The organism is Streptomyces sp. ISL-11, from assembly GCF_018614525.1.
Taxonomy (GTDB): Bacteria; Actinomycetota; Actinomycetes; order Streptomycetales; family Streptomycetaceae; genus Streptomyces.
Window position 1 is genome coordinate 21,924 of sequence record NZ_JAGGOL010000133.1, and the last position, 19,414, is coordinate 41,337.

Annotated in this window: 12 protein-coding genes; 8 read left to right on the top strand and 4 right to left on the bottom strand. The window is 68.1% G+C overall.

Annotation, left to right across the window (positions count from 1 at the left end):
- Positions 1-38: 38 nt before the first annotated feature.
- On the bottom strand, positions 39-251 hold the full coding sequence (locus J7E86_RS24325) for a DUF397 domain-containing protein (protein ID WP_215084210.1): 213 nt from the start codon (positions 249-251) through the stop codon (positions 39-41).
- Between the two features lie 28 nt (positions 252-279).
- Positions 280-1,086, bottom strand: a complete 807-nt coding sequence (locus J7E86_RS24330; protein ID WP_308312713.1) for a helix-turn-helix transcriptional regulator — start codon at positions 1,084-1,086, stop codon at positions 280-282.
- A gap of 797 nt (positions 1,087-1,883) precedes the next feature.
- Here J7E86_RS24330 and J7E86_RS24335 point away from each other — a divergent pair.
- The 3 genes from J7E86_RS24335 to pglZ all read left to right on the top strand — a co-directional run bounded on the left by J7E86_RS24335 (position 1,884) and on the right by pglZ (position 9,219).
- Positions 1,884-2,117 carry a hypothetical protein gene (locus J7E86_RS24335; protein WP_215084212.1) on the top strand — a complete coding sequence of 78 codons (234 nt, stop codon included), beginning with the start codon at positions 1,884-1,886 and terminating at the stop codon, positions 2,115-2,117.
- Between the two features lie 302 nt (positions 2,118-2,419).
- Positions 2,420-6,328 carry a phage resistance protein gene (locus J7E86_RS24340; RefSeq protein WP_215084214.1) on the top strand — a complete coding sequence of 1,303 codons (3,909 nt, stop codon included), beginning with the start codon at positions 2,420-2,422 and terminating at the stop codon, positions 6,326-6,328.
- Entirely contained in the window at positions 6,325-9,219 is a 2,895-nt protein-coding gene (pglZ, locus tag J7E86_RS24345; protein ID WP_215084216.1) for a BREX-2 system phosphatase PglZ, read from the top strand. The genes J7E86_RS24340 and pglZ overlap by 4 nt, the downstream gene beginning before the upstream one ends.
- Before the next feature lie 38 nt (positions 9,220-9,257).
- Here the strand turns inward: pglZ and J7E86_RS24350 are convergent, their stop codons facing one another.
- Positions 9,258-10,301, bottom strand: a complete 1,044-nt coding sequence (locus J7E86_RS24350; RefSeq protein WP_215084218.1) for a CBS domain-containing protein — start codon at positions 10,299-10,301, stop codon at positions 9,258-9,260.
- Positions 10,298-12,118 carry a DUF262 domain-containing protein gene (locus J7E86_RS24355; RefSeq protein WP_215084219.1) on the bottom strand — a complete coding sequence of 607 codons (1,821 nt, stop codon included), beginning with the start codon at positions 12,116-12,118 and terminating at the stop codon, positions 10,298-10,300. Before J7E86_RS24355 ends, J7E86_RS24350 begins: the two co-directional genes overlap by 4 nt.
- 151 nt (positions 12,119-12,269) lie before the next feature.
- Here J7E86_RS24355 and brxD point away from each other — a divergent pair, with 151 nt between their 5' ends.
- The 5 genes from brxD to J7E86_RS31680 all read left to right on the top strand — a co-directional run bounded on the left by brxD (position 12,270) and on the right by J7E86_RS31680 (position 19,413).
- A complete protein-coding gene (brxD, locus tag J7E86_RS24360; protein ID WP_215084221.1) occupies positions 12,270-13,604 on the top strand; it encodes a BREX system ATP-binding protein BrxD in 1,335 nt (444 codons plus the stop codon).
- Complete coding sequence (locus tag J7E86_RS24365) at positions 13,604-15,796, top strand: DEAD/DEAH box helicase (RefSeq protein ID WP_215084224.1); 2,193 nt, start codon at positions 13,604-13,606, stop codon at positions 15,794-15,796. The genes brxD and J7E86_RS24365 overlap by 1 nt, the downstream gene beginning before the upstream one ends.
- A 297-nt stretch (positions 15,797-16,093) precedes the next feature.
- Complete coding sequence (locus tag J7E86_RS24370) at positions 16,094-18,694, top strand: AAA domain-containing protein (protein WP_308312714.1); 2,601 nt, start codon at positions 16,094-16,096, stop codon at positions 18,692-18,694.
- The gene (locus tag J7E86_RS31355; protein WP_308312715.1) at positions 18,678-19,262 is read left to right on the top strand and encodes a phospholipase D-like domain-containing protein; all 585 of its coding nucleotides are present in this window, start codon (positions 18,678-18,680) and stop codon (positions 19,260-19,262) included. The genes J7E86_RS24370 and J7E86_RS31355 overlap by 17 nt, the downstream gene beginning before the upstream one ends.
- A gap of 25 nt (positions 19,263-19,287) precedes the next feature.
- Positions 19,288-19,413 (top strand): hypothetical protein, encoded by a 126-nt coding sequence (locus tag J7E86_RS31680; protein ID WP_285439757.1) that lies wholly within the window; start codon positions 19,288-19,290, stop codon positions 19,411-19,413.
- Position 19,414: the final 1 nt, after the last annotated feature.

The window sequence follows — 19,414 nt, forward strand, 5'->3', positions numbered from 1 at the left end:
AATCCGCAGTCGACGGCAAGGCCGAACCGAAGGAGGAATCAGCCAACGCCCGAGACGGATCCGGTCCTTATACCCGCTATGAACTCGGCCCATGCTCTGACTCCAATCACCAGAGCCGGACGATCCACGGCCTTGGAGTCGCGCGCGCTCACAAAACCGTTGCTTCTGTCAGCCACTTCGACGCATTGACCGGAATTTCCGCTATATGTACTCTTTATCCAATGGATACCGTGAAGCTCGCGAGGAAGCATCCTTGTAACCTCTCAAGTAACTTTGGAGCTACAGCTCTCGCTTGATCTGATTGATCAGTTCGAGGCTTTCGACAGGACTCAAGGCAGTTGATCGCAGCGAATCGAAGGTAAGCGCATAGGCGCTCGCCTCCTCTGGAGACTCCATATAGACGGTTCCCGTCAGGTGCTCCAGGCACACGATGTCAGAGAACGTCGGCGTCGGGAAGCTGAGCAGCACGAACGTTGCCAAGACCCCGACGTGAGCTCCAGCACTGAACGGCAAGATCTGCAGTTCCATGTTGGGACGCTGCGCGATCTCTTCCAAGTGATTCAGCTGATCCGCCATAACTGCTCGATCCCCGACCTGGGCGCGTAGAGCAGCCTCACCTTGCACCACGCACACACGCGGAGGTGCATCGCGGACGAGGATTTCCTGACGGCGCATACGGACTTCAACCAACTCGGCGATGCGTTCACTTGAGAGCGCCGCCGGTTCCGCTTTGAGCAAAGCGTGGGCATAATCGCCAGTCTGCAAGAGGCCGGACACAACCATGGGCTCGAACGAGCGGATATGGTCGGCGGTCTCCTCGTAGTCGATGTAGTCGACATACGAAGGAATTTGGAGACCGACCTGCTGCGTCCAACCCCGCTCGTTACTCCGACGCGCGAGGTTGACCACTTCTTCCACATAGTCAGGGTCATCCACGCCATAGAAGCGAAGCAGGTCCCGCACTTCCCCAAGCGACATTCCAAGCCGTGCGTTCTCAACTCGACTGATCTTCGAACGATGGCACCCAATACGCTCGGCTGCGTCCTCGGGCGACTTACCCGCCTCTTCCCTCAGCCTGGCCAGCACCGCAGCCAGGCGACGACGGCGCACAGTTGGGCGTGGCTCTGACACGTCCTCAACCCCCTTCACCTGCATGGAAGTCCAGACAGCCTAGCGCCATTAAATGATCTTGGAACATGTTCCGTTCGTTTGGGTTGCGCCATGCATCACTTGCATTGGATGCTACGCGGAGTGCTCACCCCGATCACCTTCAGTGATCTTGGTCAAGCCTGCCCGGGCACTCCTATGCCCAAAGCCCGGCCGTACAGAGGAACGAAAAACCCCGGCAACCGTCCGACCGGTTCCGGGGCGTGGCCAACCTGAAGGAAGCAGGTCGACAGTGGTCAACCTTATCGTTCGCTATCTCGAATGGGTGAGGGCGCTCCTCGCACCCGACCCCCTCAGCCGACGCAACCGCGACAGCCGACCCGTTCACGCGGCACAGACACCCCCACTCCCGCTGGCGCCACGTGCGCCAAGGTGCCCCCGCTGCGCCAACGAGCCCCACCACGGGGCGCCAAGAACCACCACCTGGGTCACCGCACACGGCATTAATATGGCCACTTGCCGGACAGGTGGCGCGGAAGCAGGCGTCCGGTGAGCCACAACGCCCGCAGTAGGCCCGCAATCGGCTCGTACGTGATGGACACGCAGCGAAACAAGGTCGGACAAGTCATGGGACACGAAGGCCCATCCATCCAACTCCGATCACCCCGAGGCGGCCGGGAATGGGACGCGCACCCGGACAACACCCGCCCCGCCACGGACGCCGAGAAGCTGGGCGCCAAGGTGCAGGCCGCGAACGCGGGGAGCAGGTGGGGGAAGTGAGCCGATCCGTCATCCGATCCGCCCGGTGGAAAATCGGCCAGGAGAAGATCCCCGCCGTTCCACTCATCACGCACGACCTGGAGTGCGGCGTCTGCTTCGACCGCTCCGGCCCCTGCAAGGAGTTCGAAGAGGCGCGGAACTGGGCCTTCACGCACAGCGGACGACACCCCTCCCACACCGCCTACCGTGAGATCGCCCAGCGCTTCTGGCGCGCGACGTTGATGGAGTGACCAACCCGCAGCCGGCCACGGCCCCCGACCGACCACCACGGCGGGGGCCGTGGCGCGCTATGCACACGTATGCCTCGGACTCAGCTCGCCTTGGAGCAGCGCCCAAGACCGCCCTCGAACCCTCAACCATGGTGCGCATCACACAGCATGACGCAAGGTCGCGGCTGGGCAACAAGAGCGCCGGTACCAACACCAGGGGACAATAGGACAATACTCTGAGGAGTCGTCACCCCCACGCTCAGCGACGACCCCCGCCACGCAGCGCAGCGCAAGCGCAAGCGCCGAAGGAGAGCGAGTCCGCAATGGCCCAGCAGCAGCCCCTGCTCCGCGATGTCATCGACATCAAGGAGTCCATCTCGACCTCGGACTTCGTCCTGCAACTGTCCGAGGCGACGACCCCGGAGGGCGCGGAGCGCGCGCTCAAGGACTACGTCGTCACCGAGCGGCTGCTGGAGAACTTCGACGAATCCCTGGGGCTCATCAAGGCGGCCCTCGACGGACACCGCTCCAAGGCCGCCTATCTGCACGGCTCGTTCGGTTCCGGTAAGTCGCACTTCATGGCCGTGCTGCACTCGTTGCTGAGCGGTAGCCAGGCCGCCCGCACCCGCACCGAGTTCGACCCGCTCCTGACCAAGCACGAGTGGCTCACCGCGGACGGGAAGAAGTTCCTGCTCGTGCCGTACCACATGCTCGGGGCCAAGGCCATGGAGCAGCGCGTCCTCGGCGGCTACGTCAGCCACGTCAAAAAGCTGCACCCCGAGGCGCCCACTCCGCAGGTGTACCGGACGGACTCTCTCTTCGAGGACATCCAGGCCATGCGGGCCCGCATGGGCGACGACGCCGTCATCAAGGGCCTCGCCTCGGTGGAAGCAGCCGGCTCCGACGAGGACGACGAGTGGGGTGAGTCCTTCGCCTGGACACCGCCCCTCCTCGACACGGCCCTCGCCGCCGAGGAGGTCCACGAGTCGGGCCGGGCGCTCAACCTCGTGAGCCCGTCGACGCCCGCCGAGCTGCGGGCACGGCTCGTCCAGGACGCGAGCACGAACCTGCTGCCGGGCTTCGCGAAGAACGCGGCCGAGGACGAGCACGGGTTCGTCTCGCTCGACGCCGGCCTGTCCGTGGTCGCCGAGCACGCCAAGTCGCTCGGCTACGACGGGCTGATCCTTTTCCTGGACGAGCTGATCCTGTGGCTCGCCACCCTCATTCACGATCAGAAGTTCGTCGCCCGCGAGGCCGGAAAGATCACGAACTTCGTGGAGAGCGCCGATGCCCGCCGCGCCATCCCGGTGATCTCCTTCATCGCCCGCCAGCGCGACCTGCGCGAGCTCGTCGGCGAGGAGGTGTCCGGCGCGGCCGAGTCGTCCATCCAGGGAACCTTGAACCTGGCGTCGGGCCGCTTCGACACGATCATCCTGGAGGACCGCAACCTCCCCCAGATCGCACGCGCCCGGCTCCTCCGGCCCAAGGGCCCCGAGGCGGCCGCGCTCATCAACACCCGGTTCGAGACGACTCGCAAGGTCCGCCGGGAAGTCTGGGACACCTTGCTCGGCTCCGACCGCGGTTCCGGCGGTGTGGGCGCGGACGAGGCGAGCTTCCGCCTCACGTACCCCTTCTCGCCGGCGTTCATGGACACCCTCGTCCACGTTTCCACCGCTCTGCAGCGCAACCGGACCGGTATGAAGCTGATGGGGCAGTTGCTCGCCGACCGCCGGAACGAGCTGCGCCTGGGCGATCTCATCCCGGTCGGAGACCTCTATCCGCTGATCACCGCGGGCGGCGACAAGCCCTTCACCGACAGCCTGAAGGTCGTTTTCGAAGCGGCCGACAAGCTCTACCGGACCAAGCTGCGTCCCTACCTCCTCGCCACGTACAACGTCACGGACGAGGACGTCGAGCAGTACACACGCCGCCCGGACAGCATCACCGACCCTGACCTGCGCGGCCGGGCCATGGCGTTCGTGGGCGACAACCGGATCGTCGGCACGCTGCTGCTGTCCGCGCTCGTCCCGAGCGTGCCCGCCCTTGCCGACCTGACGATCCGGCGGCTCTCCGCCCTCAACTACGGATCGGTCGTCTCCCCGATCCCCGGGCGCGAGTACGGCATCCTCAAGAACAAAATCGCCGAGTGGGCGGGGCGCTTCCCGGAGATCAAGGAGACCGGTACGGACGCCAACCCGGGTGTCCGCCTCGAACTCTCCGGCGTCGACGTCGACTCCGTCATAGCCAACGCCAATGTCAACGACAACCCGAACAACCGCGAGGCGCTCGCCAAGCGAATCCTCGCGAAGGAACTCGGCATCGAGCAGGGAAAGCTCGTCGACGAGCTGAACTTCGTATGGCGGGGCACAGAGCGCACCGTCGAAGTGCTCTTCGGGAATGTCGCCGACGAGGACAAGTTGCCCGACCACGACCTGGAGCCCCAGACGGACGACCGCTGGCGGATCGTCGTCGACCTGCCCTTCGACGAGAGCGAGTACGGACCGGTCGAGGACGTCAACCGGATGCGGCGGCTGCGCGACAAGCAGCAGGGCGAGCGATCCCGCGTCGTCGCCTGGTTGCCCACACACCTGTCCAGCCAGAGGTATGCGGACTTCTGCCGCCTGGTCGTCATCGACAAGGCGCTCGCCGACGAGCAGCGCTTCGACACCCACTACGCGAGCCATCTCAACGCGGACAACCGCGCCCGCGCCAAGGGGCTCCTGGAGAGTCAACGGGATGCTCTCCTGAAGAACGTCAAGGCGTCCTTCAAGCAGGCGTACGGGCTCGCGGAGAAGAAGGCCACGGACGTGGAGGTGGGCTTCAGCGACCATCTCGAGTCGCTGCGGGACGTCGACGGTCTCACCTTCTCCCTCGGCCAGTCCTTGCACGAAGGCATCCGGCACATCGCGGGCAAGCTGCTCGCCGGCCAGTATCCGGCCCACCCCGACTTCGGCCCCGACAACTCCAGGAAGCCGCTCGCCCCGGCCGACGCGCGGAGGGCCTTCACGCACATCCGAGCCGCTGCCGAGGCCCGCGACCAACGCACCGAGGTGCCGGCCGCGGACCGCGAACTGATGCGGCGGGTGGCCGATCCCCTGCGGCTGGGGCAGCAGAAGGAGGCGTACTTCGAGCTGTCCCCCTACTGGGCGGACCACTTCCGTCAGCTCGCCCGTGGGAAAGGCGTCACGGGCGACCTCTCTCTGATCACCCTTACCGACTGGACCGACAAGCCCGAACCGCGCGGCTTGCCCGGCTTCCTCGCGAAGCTCGTGGTCGCCTCCTTCGCCGAGATGGACGACCGGGTGTGGGTGCGCGAAGGCATGCCGCTCGATCCGGCCCCGGAGCTGTCCGCGATCAAGGACCGCGACACGCTGCGCAGCCAGCCGCTGCCTTCCGAAGAGCACTGGGAGACGGCCGGGCAGCGCTTCGAATCGGTCTTCGGGCAGAAGGCGCCGACGCTGCGGCGCGGACGCATGGTCAACCAGTTCGCCCGCCAGATCACCGAGCAGGCTCGCGCCTGCCAGGAGTCGGCCTCCGAGCTCGTACGCCGGCTCGAAGAGCACGCCGCCTTCCTGGGGCTCGACGATTCCGATGAGACGGGACGTCTCGCCCTGGCCCGGCGGGCCGTCGACCTGCTGAAGGAGCTCACCCGGGCGGCGGGCCAGGGGTCGGCGGGGGCGAAGAAGACGGTGGAAGCGCTCGCCTCCTTCGACCTCGGCGCGGTCAGCGCGGACCGCTACGGCACCTCGGTCACGCAGGCGAAGGCAGTGGCCGAAGCACTGGCTTCGGCATCCTGGACCACGCTGGAGCTGGCCTCGGCCGCGGGTCCGGAAGGGCAGGCGCTCCTCGAGTCGCTGCGGAACGTCGCCCGCGTCGACCAGCGGGCCGGTGACCTGCGCGAGGCCCTGGCACGCACGCAGCGCGAGGTGCTGGCGCTGATCAAGCGCAATCAGGAAGCTGCCGCGCCGTCGCGCGCCGTCGCGCCTCCGTCCATCCCCGCGCCCAGGACGGCGGGGGACGTGTCACTGAGCACGGAGACCAGCCACCCGCCCGTCCCGGAGGATGTGCCGTCGACATCAGGCAGCAGGCCAGTCCACGTGCGACGCCTGTCCGGCGGCGCGCGCACCACGGCGGCGCAAGCAGTGGCCGAACTGCGGGCGGACCTGGCCGAGCTGGCCTCGCGGGAACCCGGTGCCACCGTCGAGATCACCTGGCGGGTCGTCGACGCATGAGCGCAATCGCCACCTCGGTCGCGGTACGGCTGAACCTCGCGACCGTCACCCAGTACCTGTCGTCCAAGTCCTCGCTCGCTGCCTCCCTCAGTGGAGACGGCAAGCGGTGGGCGGTGCTCCTGCGCTCGGTGCCCCAGTGGGACGGGCCCGCCGAACCCCTGTGGGGCGACGGGCAGACGGCGCGGATCGCAGCCGCGCCCAGCCCGCTCGCCGTCCACGAGCTGCTCCTCCAGCACTTCGCCGACGATGCGGCCGGGCCCGGCGTTCTCGTGGTGCTGACCGACCGCGAAGAGCACGAACTCGACCCAGCGGTCCTGGCCCGCGCCCGCAAGCAGCGCATCGAGGCCGTGGACAGCTGGGACGTGGTCCGCGAGACGTTCGGTGCCCAGCAGGTCGACCCGCGCCTGAAGGACGCCAACTGGGCCGCGGAAGCGCTCCTGGACGCCAACCCGCCCCGTGACTGGCCACCGATCGCCGGTGGCATGCTGTCCCGGCGCACGGCTCTGTCCGCCCTGGCGCTGCGGCGCCTACGGCTGGGCCAGTACGCCTGCGATAACGAACCCGCCCGCTCGGGACGCGGCCCGGCGGACAGCAGCCTCGACACCCAGGCCCTGCTCGCCTGGTCCCTCACCGCAGGCGGCCCCGAGCGGTTTCTCCAGCTGCGCGGCCCCGAGCGCGAGGGCCTGGCCGCGTTCCTCGGCGAAGAGGAGCAGGCGGGCTTGGCCGGGCGGGCCCTTCTCGCTCTGACCGGGGCCGAGCACGGTGCGGACGCGGTCGCGTTCGGACTGGTCTGCGCCGCGCTCTGGCTGCACGCCGCTCCGGACGCGGACGTCTACCGGGCGCGGGGGCGCGCCGAGCGCTGGTTCGGGGAGCAGCCGCCGACGACCGGTGAACAGCTCGATGCCCTGGCATCCGCGCTCGGACGGGCTTCGGAGGACTACGTCTGCGCCTTGCTCACCTCCGCGGCACGCGGTACGAGCGGTCCTCCGGAGGAGGTCCGGGAGGCCCGCCGGATCACCGAGACCGTGCTGGATCGCGCATCCGCTCTCGTCTGCCAGTTCGGTGCGGAGACCGCCGCGGAGGCGAGCCCGGTGCTCCCCGCGGGTCTGGAAGCCAGGTTCGCGGCCGTGGGGCGAGCGCTGGCAGCCGACCGCACCGGCCCTCTCACGGAAGCCGTCCGTTCCCTTGGCGATCACAAGCGGTCCGCTGTGCCGGAGATGCGGGCGCGCGTCGAACGGGCCCGCATGGGGCAGCGCCTCGCCCAGTGGCTGGCGAGCGACCCGGCCGTCGAGTCCGACACGGTGGCCGCTGCCGTCAAGCGGCAGATCGCCGAGACCGGATGGGCCGACTGGGCGCTCGAGCACATCGAGGCCGGCGGGGACCCCGACCCCGTGCTGAAGTCCGCGTACGACGCGCTCGGCGCGCGGGTCCGCAAGCGCCGCCACGGGATCGACCGCGGCTTCGCGCACACGCTGGCGTCCTGGACGGCCGCGGGCACTCCGACCGGCTCGATGCTCACCGTGGAGACGTTCCTCGACCGGGTGGTGAGGCCGGCCGTGAAGGGTGGTGCCGGGCGGCGCCTCCTGCTGCTCGTCCTCGACGGGATGAGCGCCGCCATCGCCAGCGAACTGGCCGAGGAACTCCGCGCTTCGTGGGCGGAGTTCGACCCGTTCATGGAAGGTGATGAGCCGTGCCGCCGTGCCATGGCCGCCGCGCTGCCGACGGTGACCTCCGTTTCCCGTACCTCCCTGTTCGCGGGAAAGCTGATGAAGGGCTCGCAGGCGGACGAGAAGCGGATGTTCCCGACGCACAAGTTCTGGGGCGGGGAGCCTGCGTCGGTCTTCCACAAGGATGATCTGCGGGGTGGTGGCACCGGGGACACCTTCGGGCCTGCCCTCACCGATGCGCTCGCCGACGGGCGTACGCATGTCGCGGTCGTCCTGAACGGCATCGACGACCGGCTCGCCAAGGAGCGGAAGCTCGGGGACGGGGCCTGGCAGGCCGATCACATCCCCGGGCTGCTGGAACTGCTGCGCGTGGCGGCCGCGCAGGGGATGGCCGTACTCCTGACCAGCGATCACGGACATGTGGTGGACCGGCACGGCGTCAGGGCGGAGGCTCAGGCTCCCGAGTCCGCCCGGCACCGCGTTCCGGGCGGCCCGGTGGGCGAGAACGAGGTCGAACTCTCCGGGCCGCGTGTGGTCTGGCCCGAGCCCGGCTCCTCGATCGTCGCTCTGTGGGACGCGGACTCCCGTTACACCGCTCTCAAGGCGGGTTACCACGGTGGTGCGTCCCTGGCCGAGTTCGCCATCCCGTTGCTCGCGTTCCTGCCCTTCGGCGCGACGCCGCCCAAGGACTGGCGCGAGCTGGGCGATCAGCGGCCGGCATGGTGGCATCTGGAGGAACAGCGGCTCCTCCCCGCCACGGCGCGGACCCGACCGGCCTCCGCGCCGACGAAACCGCACCGGCAGAAGCCGACGAAGGCGCAGGCCGAGCTGGCCGAGAAGCACGACTCGTTGTTCGACGTCGTGCTCGTGCCGGCGGGTGACGGTGAAGACGCGCTCGTCGCCACGGCACTGGTGGCGCCGGACGAGTCCCTGGTCGCCGCGCTCGTCGCTTCGGAGACCTACCAGGGACAGGTCGGCCTGCTCGGCCGCAAGCCGCCGCAGGACAAGGTCGAGAAGGCGCTGCTGGCTCTCCTCGGCGCGGGAACCCTCCCGACTACGGCCGTGGCACAGCGCGTGGGCTACCCCGCCACCCGGGCCGACGGGTTCGCCGCGATCCTCCGTCAGCTCCTCAACTACGACGGAGTGCAGGTCCTGGAGACACTGCCGGACGGGAGGACACTCCGCCTGCACAGCGACTTGCTGCGGATGCAGTTCGGCGTGTGACGCGCACGTGACTACGTCGCTGTGCTTTCAGTCGAGCTTCAACCGACGTAGTCACGCAGCAGGGCAGTGAAGGCGGTCAGCTCCTCCATAGCCTCCGGAGGCAGCGGTTCCGCGTCGAAGTGGGCGATCCGGTTCCGGATCTCCTGCACCTTTTGCAGGTGGCGGACGAACTGCACGCGGTCCAGGGAATCGCACTGCAGAGCCGTCCAGTTGAGGTCTGCGCGCTGAGCCAAGGACGTCTTCCTCTGCTCCCCGTCCACCAGACACACATAGTCGCCGAACATCAGGTCGCCGACCTTGCCCGTGCGGAGCTCTGCCTTCTTGTTGGCCTGGACAGCCAAGATTGCTTCTTCGCTGAGCCTGGTCCCCAGCCATCGACGCAGCAGGGACTCGATTTCCCCGAGCAGGAAGAACGGATAGGCCGCGCTCTTGAAACGGTCGATGACATGGGCATGGGTGACGATGCCGGACAGGCTGGCGTCATCCCGTCGCACCAATAGATACCCCTGCTCGATGAGCTCCGGCAGGCAGGCGAAGAACTCCTGCCGTCCGTCGGCTACCGGCAGGGATTCCTGCTGCATGGCATTCTCGAGCGTCGGTTCCTTCCCCCGCTCGTACATGAGCGCCAGCGAGCGCCAGGTGATGACGCCATGCAGGGTCGTCATACCCGTTGTGACGGGTACCTGATCGCACCCCCTGTGGCGCATGAGATAGGTAACCTGCGACAGAGCGCTGTTGACCGAGACACTTCGCACGCCGGCTCGAGCGGATGGCAGGTCGCCGATCAGCAGACGGCGTGGCAGCGCGCTGGACGGCAACGACTCGCCCTCGGGAGCATCGACCTCGCTCTGTCGGGCTTGGGGTACGGCCGTGACGAGCGCGACGACCTGCACCTTGTCGCCCATCCCGCAGGTGGCGAAGTCCGGGAGGGTTGCCAGTCCGGCATCGCTCATCGCTTGCCCGATGCTGTACACATTCGCAGGCCGGCGTACCCGCTCCCCGAAAAGGTCGAGGAATTCCCTGAGAGGAAGCTCGGACCCCTTGAACCCGAGCAGTTCCTGACGGCTGGGCCTGTGGTTCACCGGACCGCCTTGTCGTCCGTCAGGTCACGCAGAATCGTCCGCTTGCCCATGGCCGCGTACACCATGTTCATCAACTGCTCGGCCCGAGCGACGTAGAACGTCTCGTAGTCGTTCTCCCGCAGCAGGTACGGGTCGATCAGATGCGTGGCGATGACGTCGTCGAACCATTCGCGGCGCATGTCCGCCGCCATGGCCAGGGAGTCGAGCCACGAGGCCGGTGGGCCGGTCAAGGACTGCGCGGCCCGCAGGGACAACGGCGTCTTGTTGACGATGGAGTTGACGGGGTAACGGTTGTCGGTCCCGCGCTTGCGCACCCAGGCGCGGGGGAAGACATGGCGGATGTCCACCCCGTACTCGTCCAGAAGAGCCGGTTTCAGCGGTGCGTTCGTGTAATGCCAGTCCACTGCCCCTTGTTTGATGAGCAGGGCATAAATGCCCTTGTAGGCAGCACTGTTGCGGGTGGTGAGGGTGTCCAGACGCTCGGAGAAGAAGTACGCGTCGGTGACAGTCTCGGGTGCGACACCTACACGCCGGATCCAGGCCACAAGCTGCTCGACGTCGCGCGTGAAGCGTGTCTCGGTGGAACCGCCGTACATTTCGCCCAGCACCCCGCACCAATACCACTGGGTGATCATGTCCTCGGCGCCGAGCGTATCGGTCTCCGAACCGAGAATGGCACGGACCGCCGCGAGCGGAACCAGCTGCGTGCGATAGGGCAGATCGGTCACACGCACGATGCTCTGCCTTTCAAGGAAGGCACCGACCCAGGCGAACGCGTCCGTCAGCAGCGGGGCCAGCTTCTCGAAATCCGCCAGAGGCAGTTCGAGGAGGTCCCGGCGCTTGCAGGAGACGCCTGTGCCCAGCCCGTCCTGCTTGCGCAGCCACGTACGCACAAGCGCGACAGCCTGCAGGAAGTCACTGCTGCTCAGCCCGTCGTCGACACCCACGTCCATGCGGCCGAACACCGGATGTTGCTCCGCCAGGCCCGCCTTGATGCCCTGCCACACCTGAGGCAGTTGGTAGTAGGTGCCCTCCCGCTCCCGGTAGGCGCGGTCACCGGCATACGTGGCGGTCAGGAGCTCGAAGACGTCGAGGGGAAGACCTCCCGTGTTGACCCGCTCGAAAACTGCGCAAACAGCGTCCATGGAGGTCGAGGCGGCCAGCTTGATCATGGGCACCTGAAAAGAACGCACATGCTCGAGGACCTGCTCCTCGAAGCGGCTCCACAGGTCGAAATGCCTGTCGTCCGCCTTCTCGTACACCCGTCGCCAGGAGTTCACCGCAGGGGTGTCGAAAACAATGTGCAGCGGGAACAGCCCTGCTGCGCATTCACCCACGGTGCTGGTGAGGTCATGCACGACATCCCGCGCGAAATTCGTCCGGAGGATCTTGTCCTCGGGCACGGAGACGATCGCCTCGTCGCGGTCCGCAGGAGAGCCGACGGCCCTTTCGATGTCGACGTAGTACCAGCGCTGAACAGGGTTGCCCCGCTGGTCCTTGGTCTTCACCGGCTCGTTCTGGAACAACGCCTGGAACAGCGAGGTGAGGCGCTGCTGCCCGTCGAGGAGCAGCAGGCTGGGCTCCGTCTCCTCCGGGAACTGCGCTCCGGTGAGAGCGCTGGACCGGAACGGGGAAGCCCCGCCCGTCTCCAGGGTCATCACGACACCCAGGGGATAGTCGAGCGTCACCGTCGCGATAATGGCGCGGACTCGATCGTCCTGCCACTTCCAGTCGCGCTGAAAGTCAGGGAGCTGCACCCCTCCTGACGCTACATCAGCCAGAAGCTTCTTGAGCCTTACATTATCGAGTCCAGCCACGCTTCTGTTACCCCGCCCTCGCTCTGCGCGCTCGTCCGCGCGGGCAGCGATTAGATCAAGGTGCCGATGCGGCAGTCAACAGAGTTGCCCGCTGAAACGCTTCACTTCAGGCCGCCCCCGGTGCCGTCGGCTCAATGGGACACTGGTGAACGTGAGTACCGCTCCGTCCTCCCGTTCCGCCCAGGCCAGCACGGCACGCCGCCGGGCAGTGATCGACGCCCTGCGCCGCGGCGCCGTACCCGAGACCGGGCTGGATCTGCTGGCCACCGGCCTGGGCCGGTTCGAGACAGCACTCGACGACGAGTTGAACGCGGTGGCTTCCGGGGCCTCGGTCTTCAAGGCCGTACGCGGCGAGTACGGCTCCGGCAAGACGTTCTTCACCCGGTGGCTGGGTGAGCGGGCCAAGCGGCTCGGCTTCGCCGTGGCCGAGGTCCAGATCTCGGAGACCGAAACGCCCCTCCACAGGCTTGAGTCCGTCTACCGGCGCCTGACCGAGCGGCTGTCCACGGCGAGCTTCCCTCCCAGTGCGCTGAGGCCGGTGGTGGATGCCTGGTTCTACGCTCTGGAGGAGGACGCTCTCGCGGCCGGAGCGCGTGAGGAGGATCTCGCCGATGAGGTCGAGATACTTCTAGCCGCACGACTCGCCGAGGTGTCCCGGCACGCCCCGTCCTTCGCGACCGCCCTGCGCGGTTACCGGTCGGCTCTTGCCGCGGGCGACGAGGCCACAGCCGCCGCCGTCCTGGCCTGGCTGGGTGGACAACCGCACGTCGCCGCGGCCGCACGTCGATCGGCCGGAGTACGCGGCGACCTCGACCACTTCGGCGCGCTTGGGTTCCTGCAGGGCCTGCTGACCGTGCTGCGCGACTCGGGGCACCGGGGACTGTTCATGGTCCTGGACGAGGTGGAGACGCTCCAGCGCGTGCGGTCGGATGCCCGGGACAAGGCGCTCAACGCACTGCGTCAACTCATCGACGAGGTGCACTCGGGGCGCTTCCCCGGCCTTTACCTGGTGATCACCGGAACCCCCGCGTTCTACGACGGCCGCCAGGGCGTCCAGCGCCTCGCGCCCCTGGCCCAACGCCTGGCCACCGACTTCACCACCGATCCGCGCTTCGACAATCCTCGCGCGGTACAGCTCCGGCTGCCCGGCTTCACCCAGGAATCGCTCATAGAACTGGGGGGCTCCATCCGGGACCTGTACATGGCCGGCGCCACCGCCCCCGATCGCATCGCGGCGCTCGCCAGTGACGCATACATCGCAGAGCTCGCCGGTGCCGTCGGCGGAGCCCTGGGTGGGAAAACCGGTGTCGCGCCCAGGCTGTTCCTGAAGAAGCTCGTCGGTGACGTACTCGACCGCATCGACCAGTTCGAGGATTTCGATCCCCGGCGCCACTACCAGTTGACCATCATCAACAGCGAAATGACGGACGTGGAACGGAATCTGACGGTCGCAGTCTCGGCTGATGACATCGCGCTGGATGTGTGATGGCCACCGCGGACAGTCCGAGTCGTGATTCCCTCGCCCCGAACATGACCGACCCGGCCGACCCGGCCGACCGCCTCGATCCGGTCGTACTCCACCATGTGGTCAACACCCTCGGCTGGCCGGACCTGCGGCCATTTCAGCGGGCCGCGATCAATCCACTGATGGACGGCGAGGACGCCGTACTGCTCGCCCCGACCGCGGGAGGAAAGACCGAGGCCGCCTGCTTCCCGATCCTTTCCGCCATGGCCGGACAGGGCTGGACCGGCGCATCGGTGCTCTACCTGTGTCCGCTCAAGGCGCTGCTCAACAACTTGGTAACACGCGTCGACTCGTACGCTCAATGGCTGGGTCGACGCGCCGGCCTGTGGCACGGCGACACCAGGGAATCGCAACGGCAGCGCATTCGCACCGATCCTCCAGACGTCCTGCTCACCACGCCGGAGTCGCTGGAAGCCATGCTCATCGGTGTGAAGACCGACCACGCGCAGCTACTGGGCAGCGTACGAGCGGTCATCATCGACGAGGTGCACGCCTTCGCGGGCGACGACCGCGGCTGGCACCTCCTGGCTGTTCTGGAACGATTGCAGCGGGTCACCGGACGTCCGCTCCAACGGATCGGGCTGTCGGCAACCGTCGGGAACCCTCAGCAGCTCCTGACGTGGCTGCAGGGATCCGGTGCCGGGGAGCGGCCGGGCAGAGTCGTCGCTCCACCCCTCGCCGACGCGCCCGGTGCGGCCTCGGGCCGTACTCGCCCGGCCGGCGACGTGGAACTCGATTACGTCGGCTCCCTCGACAACGCCGCCAAACTCATCGCAGCACTGCACAAGGGCGAGAAGCGCCTGGTGTTCTGCGACTCCCGGCGCCAGGTGGAGCAGTTGGGCGCGGCCCTCCGCGCACGCGACGTCACCGTGTTCCTGTCGCACGCCTCGTTGGCAGCGGAGGAGCGGGCCAGGTCGGAACAGGCATTCGCGGAAGCACGCGACTGCGTCATCGTCTCCACCTCCACCCTGGAACTCGGCATCGACGTAGGGGACCTGGACCGCGTCATCCAGATCGACGCACCCGGCACGGTGGCCTCGTTCCTTCAGCGTCTCGGACGGACGGGCCGACGGCCGGGATCCACACGCAACTGCCTGTATCTCGCGACACGCAAGGACAGCCTGTTGCAGGCGGCCGCACTGCTCCTGCTCTGGGGGCAGGGCTGGGTCGAGCCGGTGACGGCACCACCCCAGCCCCGGCACTTGGTGGCACAGCAGCTGCTCGCCGCCGTACTCCAGGAGCACAAGGTCGGCGACCAGTTGTGGTCCGAGCAGTGGAACGGACTGGCTCCTTTCGACCGCTCGGCAGCTCCTGTCCTGCGCTATTTGGTGAGCAAGGGCTTCCTTGACGAGGATGGCGGGATGCTGTTCGTCGGCCCAGAGGCCGAGCGGCGTTTCGGCCGGCGCCACTTCATCGAGCTGACCGCCTCCTTCACGGCTCCCCCTCAGTTCACCGTTTTGTCGGGGCGTAAAGAGATCGGGCAGACAGACCCCGCCGTCCTGACCGAAGAACGGGCGGGGCCGCGTCGCTTGCTGCTGGCCGGCCGCAGCTGGCAGGTGACCTTCATCGACTGGGGACGCAAACGGGTCTTCGTCGAGCCGGTGAACAGCGGCGGAGTCGCCAAATGGACCAGCGGATCACTCGGCGGCCTCTCGTACACGCTCACCCGCGCCATGCGCGAGGTACTCCTGGGAGCCGACCCTCCGGTCTCTCTGACCCGCCGGGCAGCGGTATGCCTGACCGAATGGCGGCAGGACGACGCACCTGGCGTCGTGCACCCCGGCGGAACGCTGGTGACACGGACGGGCCCGGACGTGCGGTGGTGGACCTGGGCCGGGTATCGAGCCAATGCCACGCTTACGGCGACGCTGTCATCCGTCGCCGATCCCGTTCAACGCCCGACGGACTGCTACGTCCGGCTGCGGGAGGATCTGACGCCCGACACTTGGCGCGCGGCCCGGGACAGGACCGACGGAGGCGCGGCATTGGTGCTGCCGGACGTGGACCACCGTGCGGTGCACGGTTTGAAGTTCTCCGCCGCGCTGCCACAGCGGCTCGCGGTGGCGACAGTCGCAGCCCGGCTCGCGGACTTCGAAGGCGCGCGGGCAGCGCTGGCGGAGCGGGTGCGCTTCCATGTCAGCCCCTCCGGCTGACGGCACCGGCGCGTGCAGCGCACCGACCTGGTGCAGCGCGGCACCCTGGGCCACGCCTACCCCATGTGCTTCCGACGCGCGTCGGCGTGATGACCATCGCCAGTGCGCCGTCCCATCCCCACGGGTAGATTTGCCACCCTCGGGGGCGAGTTACGGACATGGGGGCGGCAGGTGGGGTGGCGCGAGGAGATCGCGGCTGCACTCGATGAGTGGATCCGCGTCGAGGGTGGCGCCGGCAGACAACCCCGCTGGCAACGAGTCGGCCGAGCGGCGCGCACCGGGGAGCCTGGCACGTACGTGGTGGACCTGCGTGGCTCCGACATCGGACCCGACCAGCTCGACAGCTTGCGGCTCGCCGGGCCGGAGTACGGCGGCGTCGAATCGGACGGCTTCACCGTCTCCGAGATAGTGCAGAACGGTTCCCTGCTGACCGTACGGGTGGCCCGTTTCGCCGAGCTCACCGACCCGCACCTGTGGATGCTGAAGCAGCCGCCCACCTTCCTCATCGAGGCCCTGCGGGACGGTATCGCGGGACTCGGCGAACACCCTCTGGCCGCTGCTCTGGCAGCCGGCACCATCGGCGGCCCCCGGTCGAAGGCAGTGGCCCCGCCCGGCTTCCACCCCGCCCAGCGGGACGCGTACCAGGCTTGCCTCGGAGAAGGGGTGCACCTGGTCTGGGGACCGCCGGGGACAGGAAAGACCACGGTGCTCCGGCGAGCCATCAGCGATCTCATAGCCCGGGGCGACCGGGTACTCCTCGTGTCCGCGACCAACATCGCCGTGGACAACGCCCTGCTGGGCGTGATCCGGGACCGGCAGCACGGCCCGGGAGACATCGTCCGGGTCGGCCCGCCGCATCTCAAGGAAGTCGCCGAGGACCCCTCCGTCTCCCTGCCGCTGATGGTCAGGGCGCGGCTGGCCGAGACCGCCGGGCGACGCAGCTCGGTTGAGGCCGAACTCATCGCCATCAAGGACCGGGCAGCCGTGCTGGCCTCCCTGGACAGCACCCTGGCCGGCTTCGACGCCGCCGCCTATTTCTCGGCGCTGAAGCTGCTGCGCTCGCCGGGTGGGGACCTGGCGTCAGCACGGTCCCGGGCGGAGGAGACACGACGGCAGCACTCCGAGGCAGTGCGGCTGTACGAGGAAGCGGTCACCGCGGCGCAGGCTGCCATCGCCCGCAACGAGGCGGCCGAGGCCTCCCGTGAGCAGTGGCGCCAAGTGGACCGCTTGTGCGGCGAGGTGACCGAAGTACGCAAGGCGGCCGAACTCCGCGAGGCGTCCGCGCTGCTGGCGGCGGGCCGCTGCGATCCGCTGCGGGAGGAACTGGACGCCCTCGAAGCCAAGGGTTCATGGGCGAAGCGGCGAGCCCGCGACAGAATCACAGAGCTCCGGCAGCGGCTGGCCGATGCCGAACGTTCTGCCGCCGCTGCCAAAGAGGCGGCGCACGAGGCGCGGAACACGGCTACGACCCATATCGCGACTATCGGTGCCAGGATCACCACACTGGTCGACGCCATCCCTCTCACGCGCGAACAAGCTGCATCCCTCGCGGCCGACGCCGATGCGGGCCTGGCCTCGTCGGAGCACGCACGACAGCACTGCGACCACTGCGAGCGGGAGGTGACCCGGACCGCTGAGGTCGCGGTTCGGGCCGAACAGGCCCATGAGCTGACCGAGCAGGCCAACCGCAAGGGCCGGCCCGCCCAGCTCGACCGGGCGCGTCGACTGCGGCCGGGTGTGACCGCCGACGACGCTCGCCGCCCCGGGCTGGAGAAGGAGTACCAGGAGGTCCAGGAGGAGTACGAACGGTTGGCCCGTAACGCCCAGGGCGAGATCATCAAGAGTGCCAAGCTGGTTGCGACCACGCTGGCCCGGTTCCGCACCAACCGGGCCGTCTTCGAGGGCCCGTACGACGTCGTACTCGTGGACGAAGCCGGTGCCGCGACCCTCCCTGAAGTCCTGCTCGCTACAGGCAAGGCCGGTCGCGCCACCATCCTGCTCGGGGACTTCATGCAGCTGGGTGCCGTCGTCCCAACGGAACTGAGGGACCAGGAGCGTGCCGACATCAAGCGCTGGCTGCTCCCGGACGTGTTCGCGCACTGCGGCATCGTCGAGCCGTCCGACGCACAGCGCCACCCCGCCTGCATCACCCTCACCGAGCAGCACCGCTTCGGCCCGGCCGTCATGCAGCTGGCCAACGACCTCGCGTATGGGGGCGTGCTGGGCGGTGGCGCCCAAACGCGAGTGCAACGCACACCGAACGACCCTGAGATCGTGCTGATCGACACGGATGGACTCCACGAGCTGGCAAGGCCCCACCTGACGGGCAGCCGCAGCGGCTGGTGGCCGGCCGGCCCACTGATCGCCCGGGCCCTGGTGGAGCTGCATGGCGAGCTGGGCGAGGACACAGGCGTGGTCACCCCGTACCGGGTCCAGTCCGATGCCACCCTGGAAGCCCTGCGGGACGTCGAGGGGCCGACAAAGCACACGCCGGCCGAGGTCGGCACGGCGCACAAGTTCCAGGGGCGGGAATTCGACATCGTCGTCTTCGACACGGTGGAGGGCGACCGGAGCAGCCGCCCGCTGTGGGATGGCCAACGCCCACCGTCAGCCCTCACCGTCCCCCTGGCCCCGCGACGGCGTCCGCCTCTTCAATGTCGCCGTCACCCGGGTGAAGACCCGGCTCTACGTCATTGCCAGCATGGAGCGCCTCAAGGCCGCGGGGGCGGCTACGGCTCTGGGACAGGTCGCCGCCCTCATCGGCACACCGGGGGTCCGGGTCCTGCACGCCAGGAATCTGATCACCCCGCCGACCGCTCCCGTACCGTACCGGGGCGAGTTCGGCAGCGCGCTCGCGGACGTACTGAGCCGACACATCGAGGTGACAGAGGTCGATGACGAGCGTGACTTCTACCGAACGTTCTCGGAGGAAATCCGGCGCGCGCGGCGGTCACTGTGGCTGTGGGCTCCCTGGGTCGCGGGCCGCCTCCGCACACTCCTGCCGGACCTTCGAGCAGCCGCCGACCGAGGCGTGCGAATCAGCGTCTTCATCCGCGACGACACCGACCAGCTCCAGAAGCGGCAGGACAACCAGGCGCTGATCTCGAACCTGCGGGCGGTGGCGCAATCGGTGGTGCCCATGAACGTCATGCACCAGAAGATCGCCGTGGTCGACGAGCAGACGGTCATGCTCGGCAGCCTCAACGTGCTCTCGCAGAGCTGGACCCGGGAGATCATGCTGACGATGCGAGGCGCTCACTTCGCCCGGAAACTGCTGGAGCACGAGCACGCCGAGACCTTCGCGGCCCCACCGAAGTGCGGGCGCTGCAAGGGCGGCGAGATCGAAATCCGCCGCCGCAAGAACGGCACCTGGTTCTGGCGCTGCTACGCCACCGCCTGCAAGACCACGCCGAACGGCGGGATCAACGCCTGGACCCAGAACATCCGGATGCAGCCGGGGCGGTGAACCCGGGCTCCGGGTCGGCCAAGCCGTGAACCTCGTCGAAATCCGCAATGAGCTCGTCCAGGTCGCCGCGCACGGCTCAAAGACCACGACACTCGGCACTTTCACGGCAGAACCCGCCTACCGGATGGACAGCCACGCCCTGGGGGCCTGAT

What these genes read in the sequence shown, in the direction of transcription:
- J7E86_RS24325 (WP_215084210.1), bottom strand. Translation starts at nt 251, where the DNA reads ATGCTTCCTCGCGAGCTTCACGGTATCCATTGGATAAAGAGTACATAT.
- J7E86_RS24340 (WP_215084214.1), top strand. Translation starts at nt 2,420, where the DNA reads ATGGCCCAGCAGCAGCCCCTGCTCCGCGATGTCATCGACATCAAGGAG.
- pglZ (WP_215084216.1), top strand. Translation starts at nt 6,325, where the DNA reads ATGAGCGCAATCGCCACCTCGGTCGCGGTACGGCTGAACCTCGCGACC.
- J7E86_RS24365 (WP_215084224.1), top strand. Translation starts at nt 13,604, where the DNA reads ATGGCCACCGCGGACAGTCCGAGTCGTGATTCCCTCGCCCCGAACATG.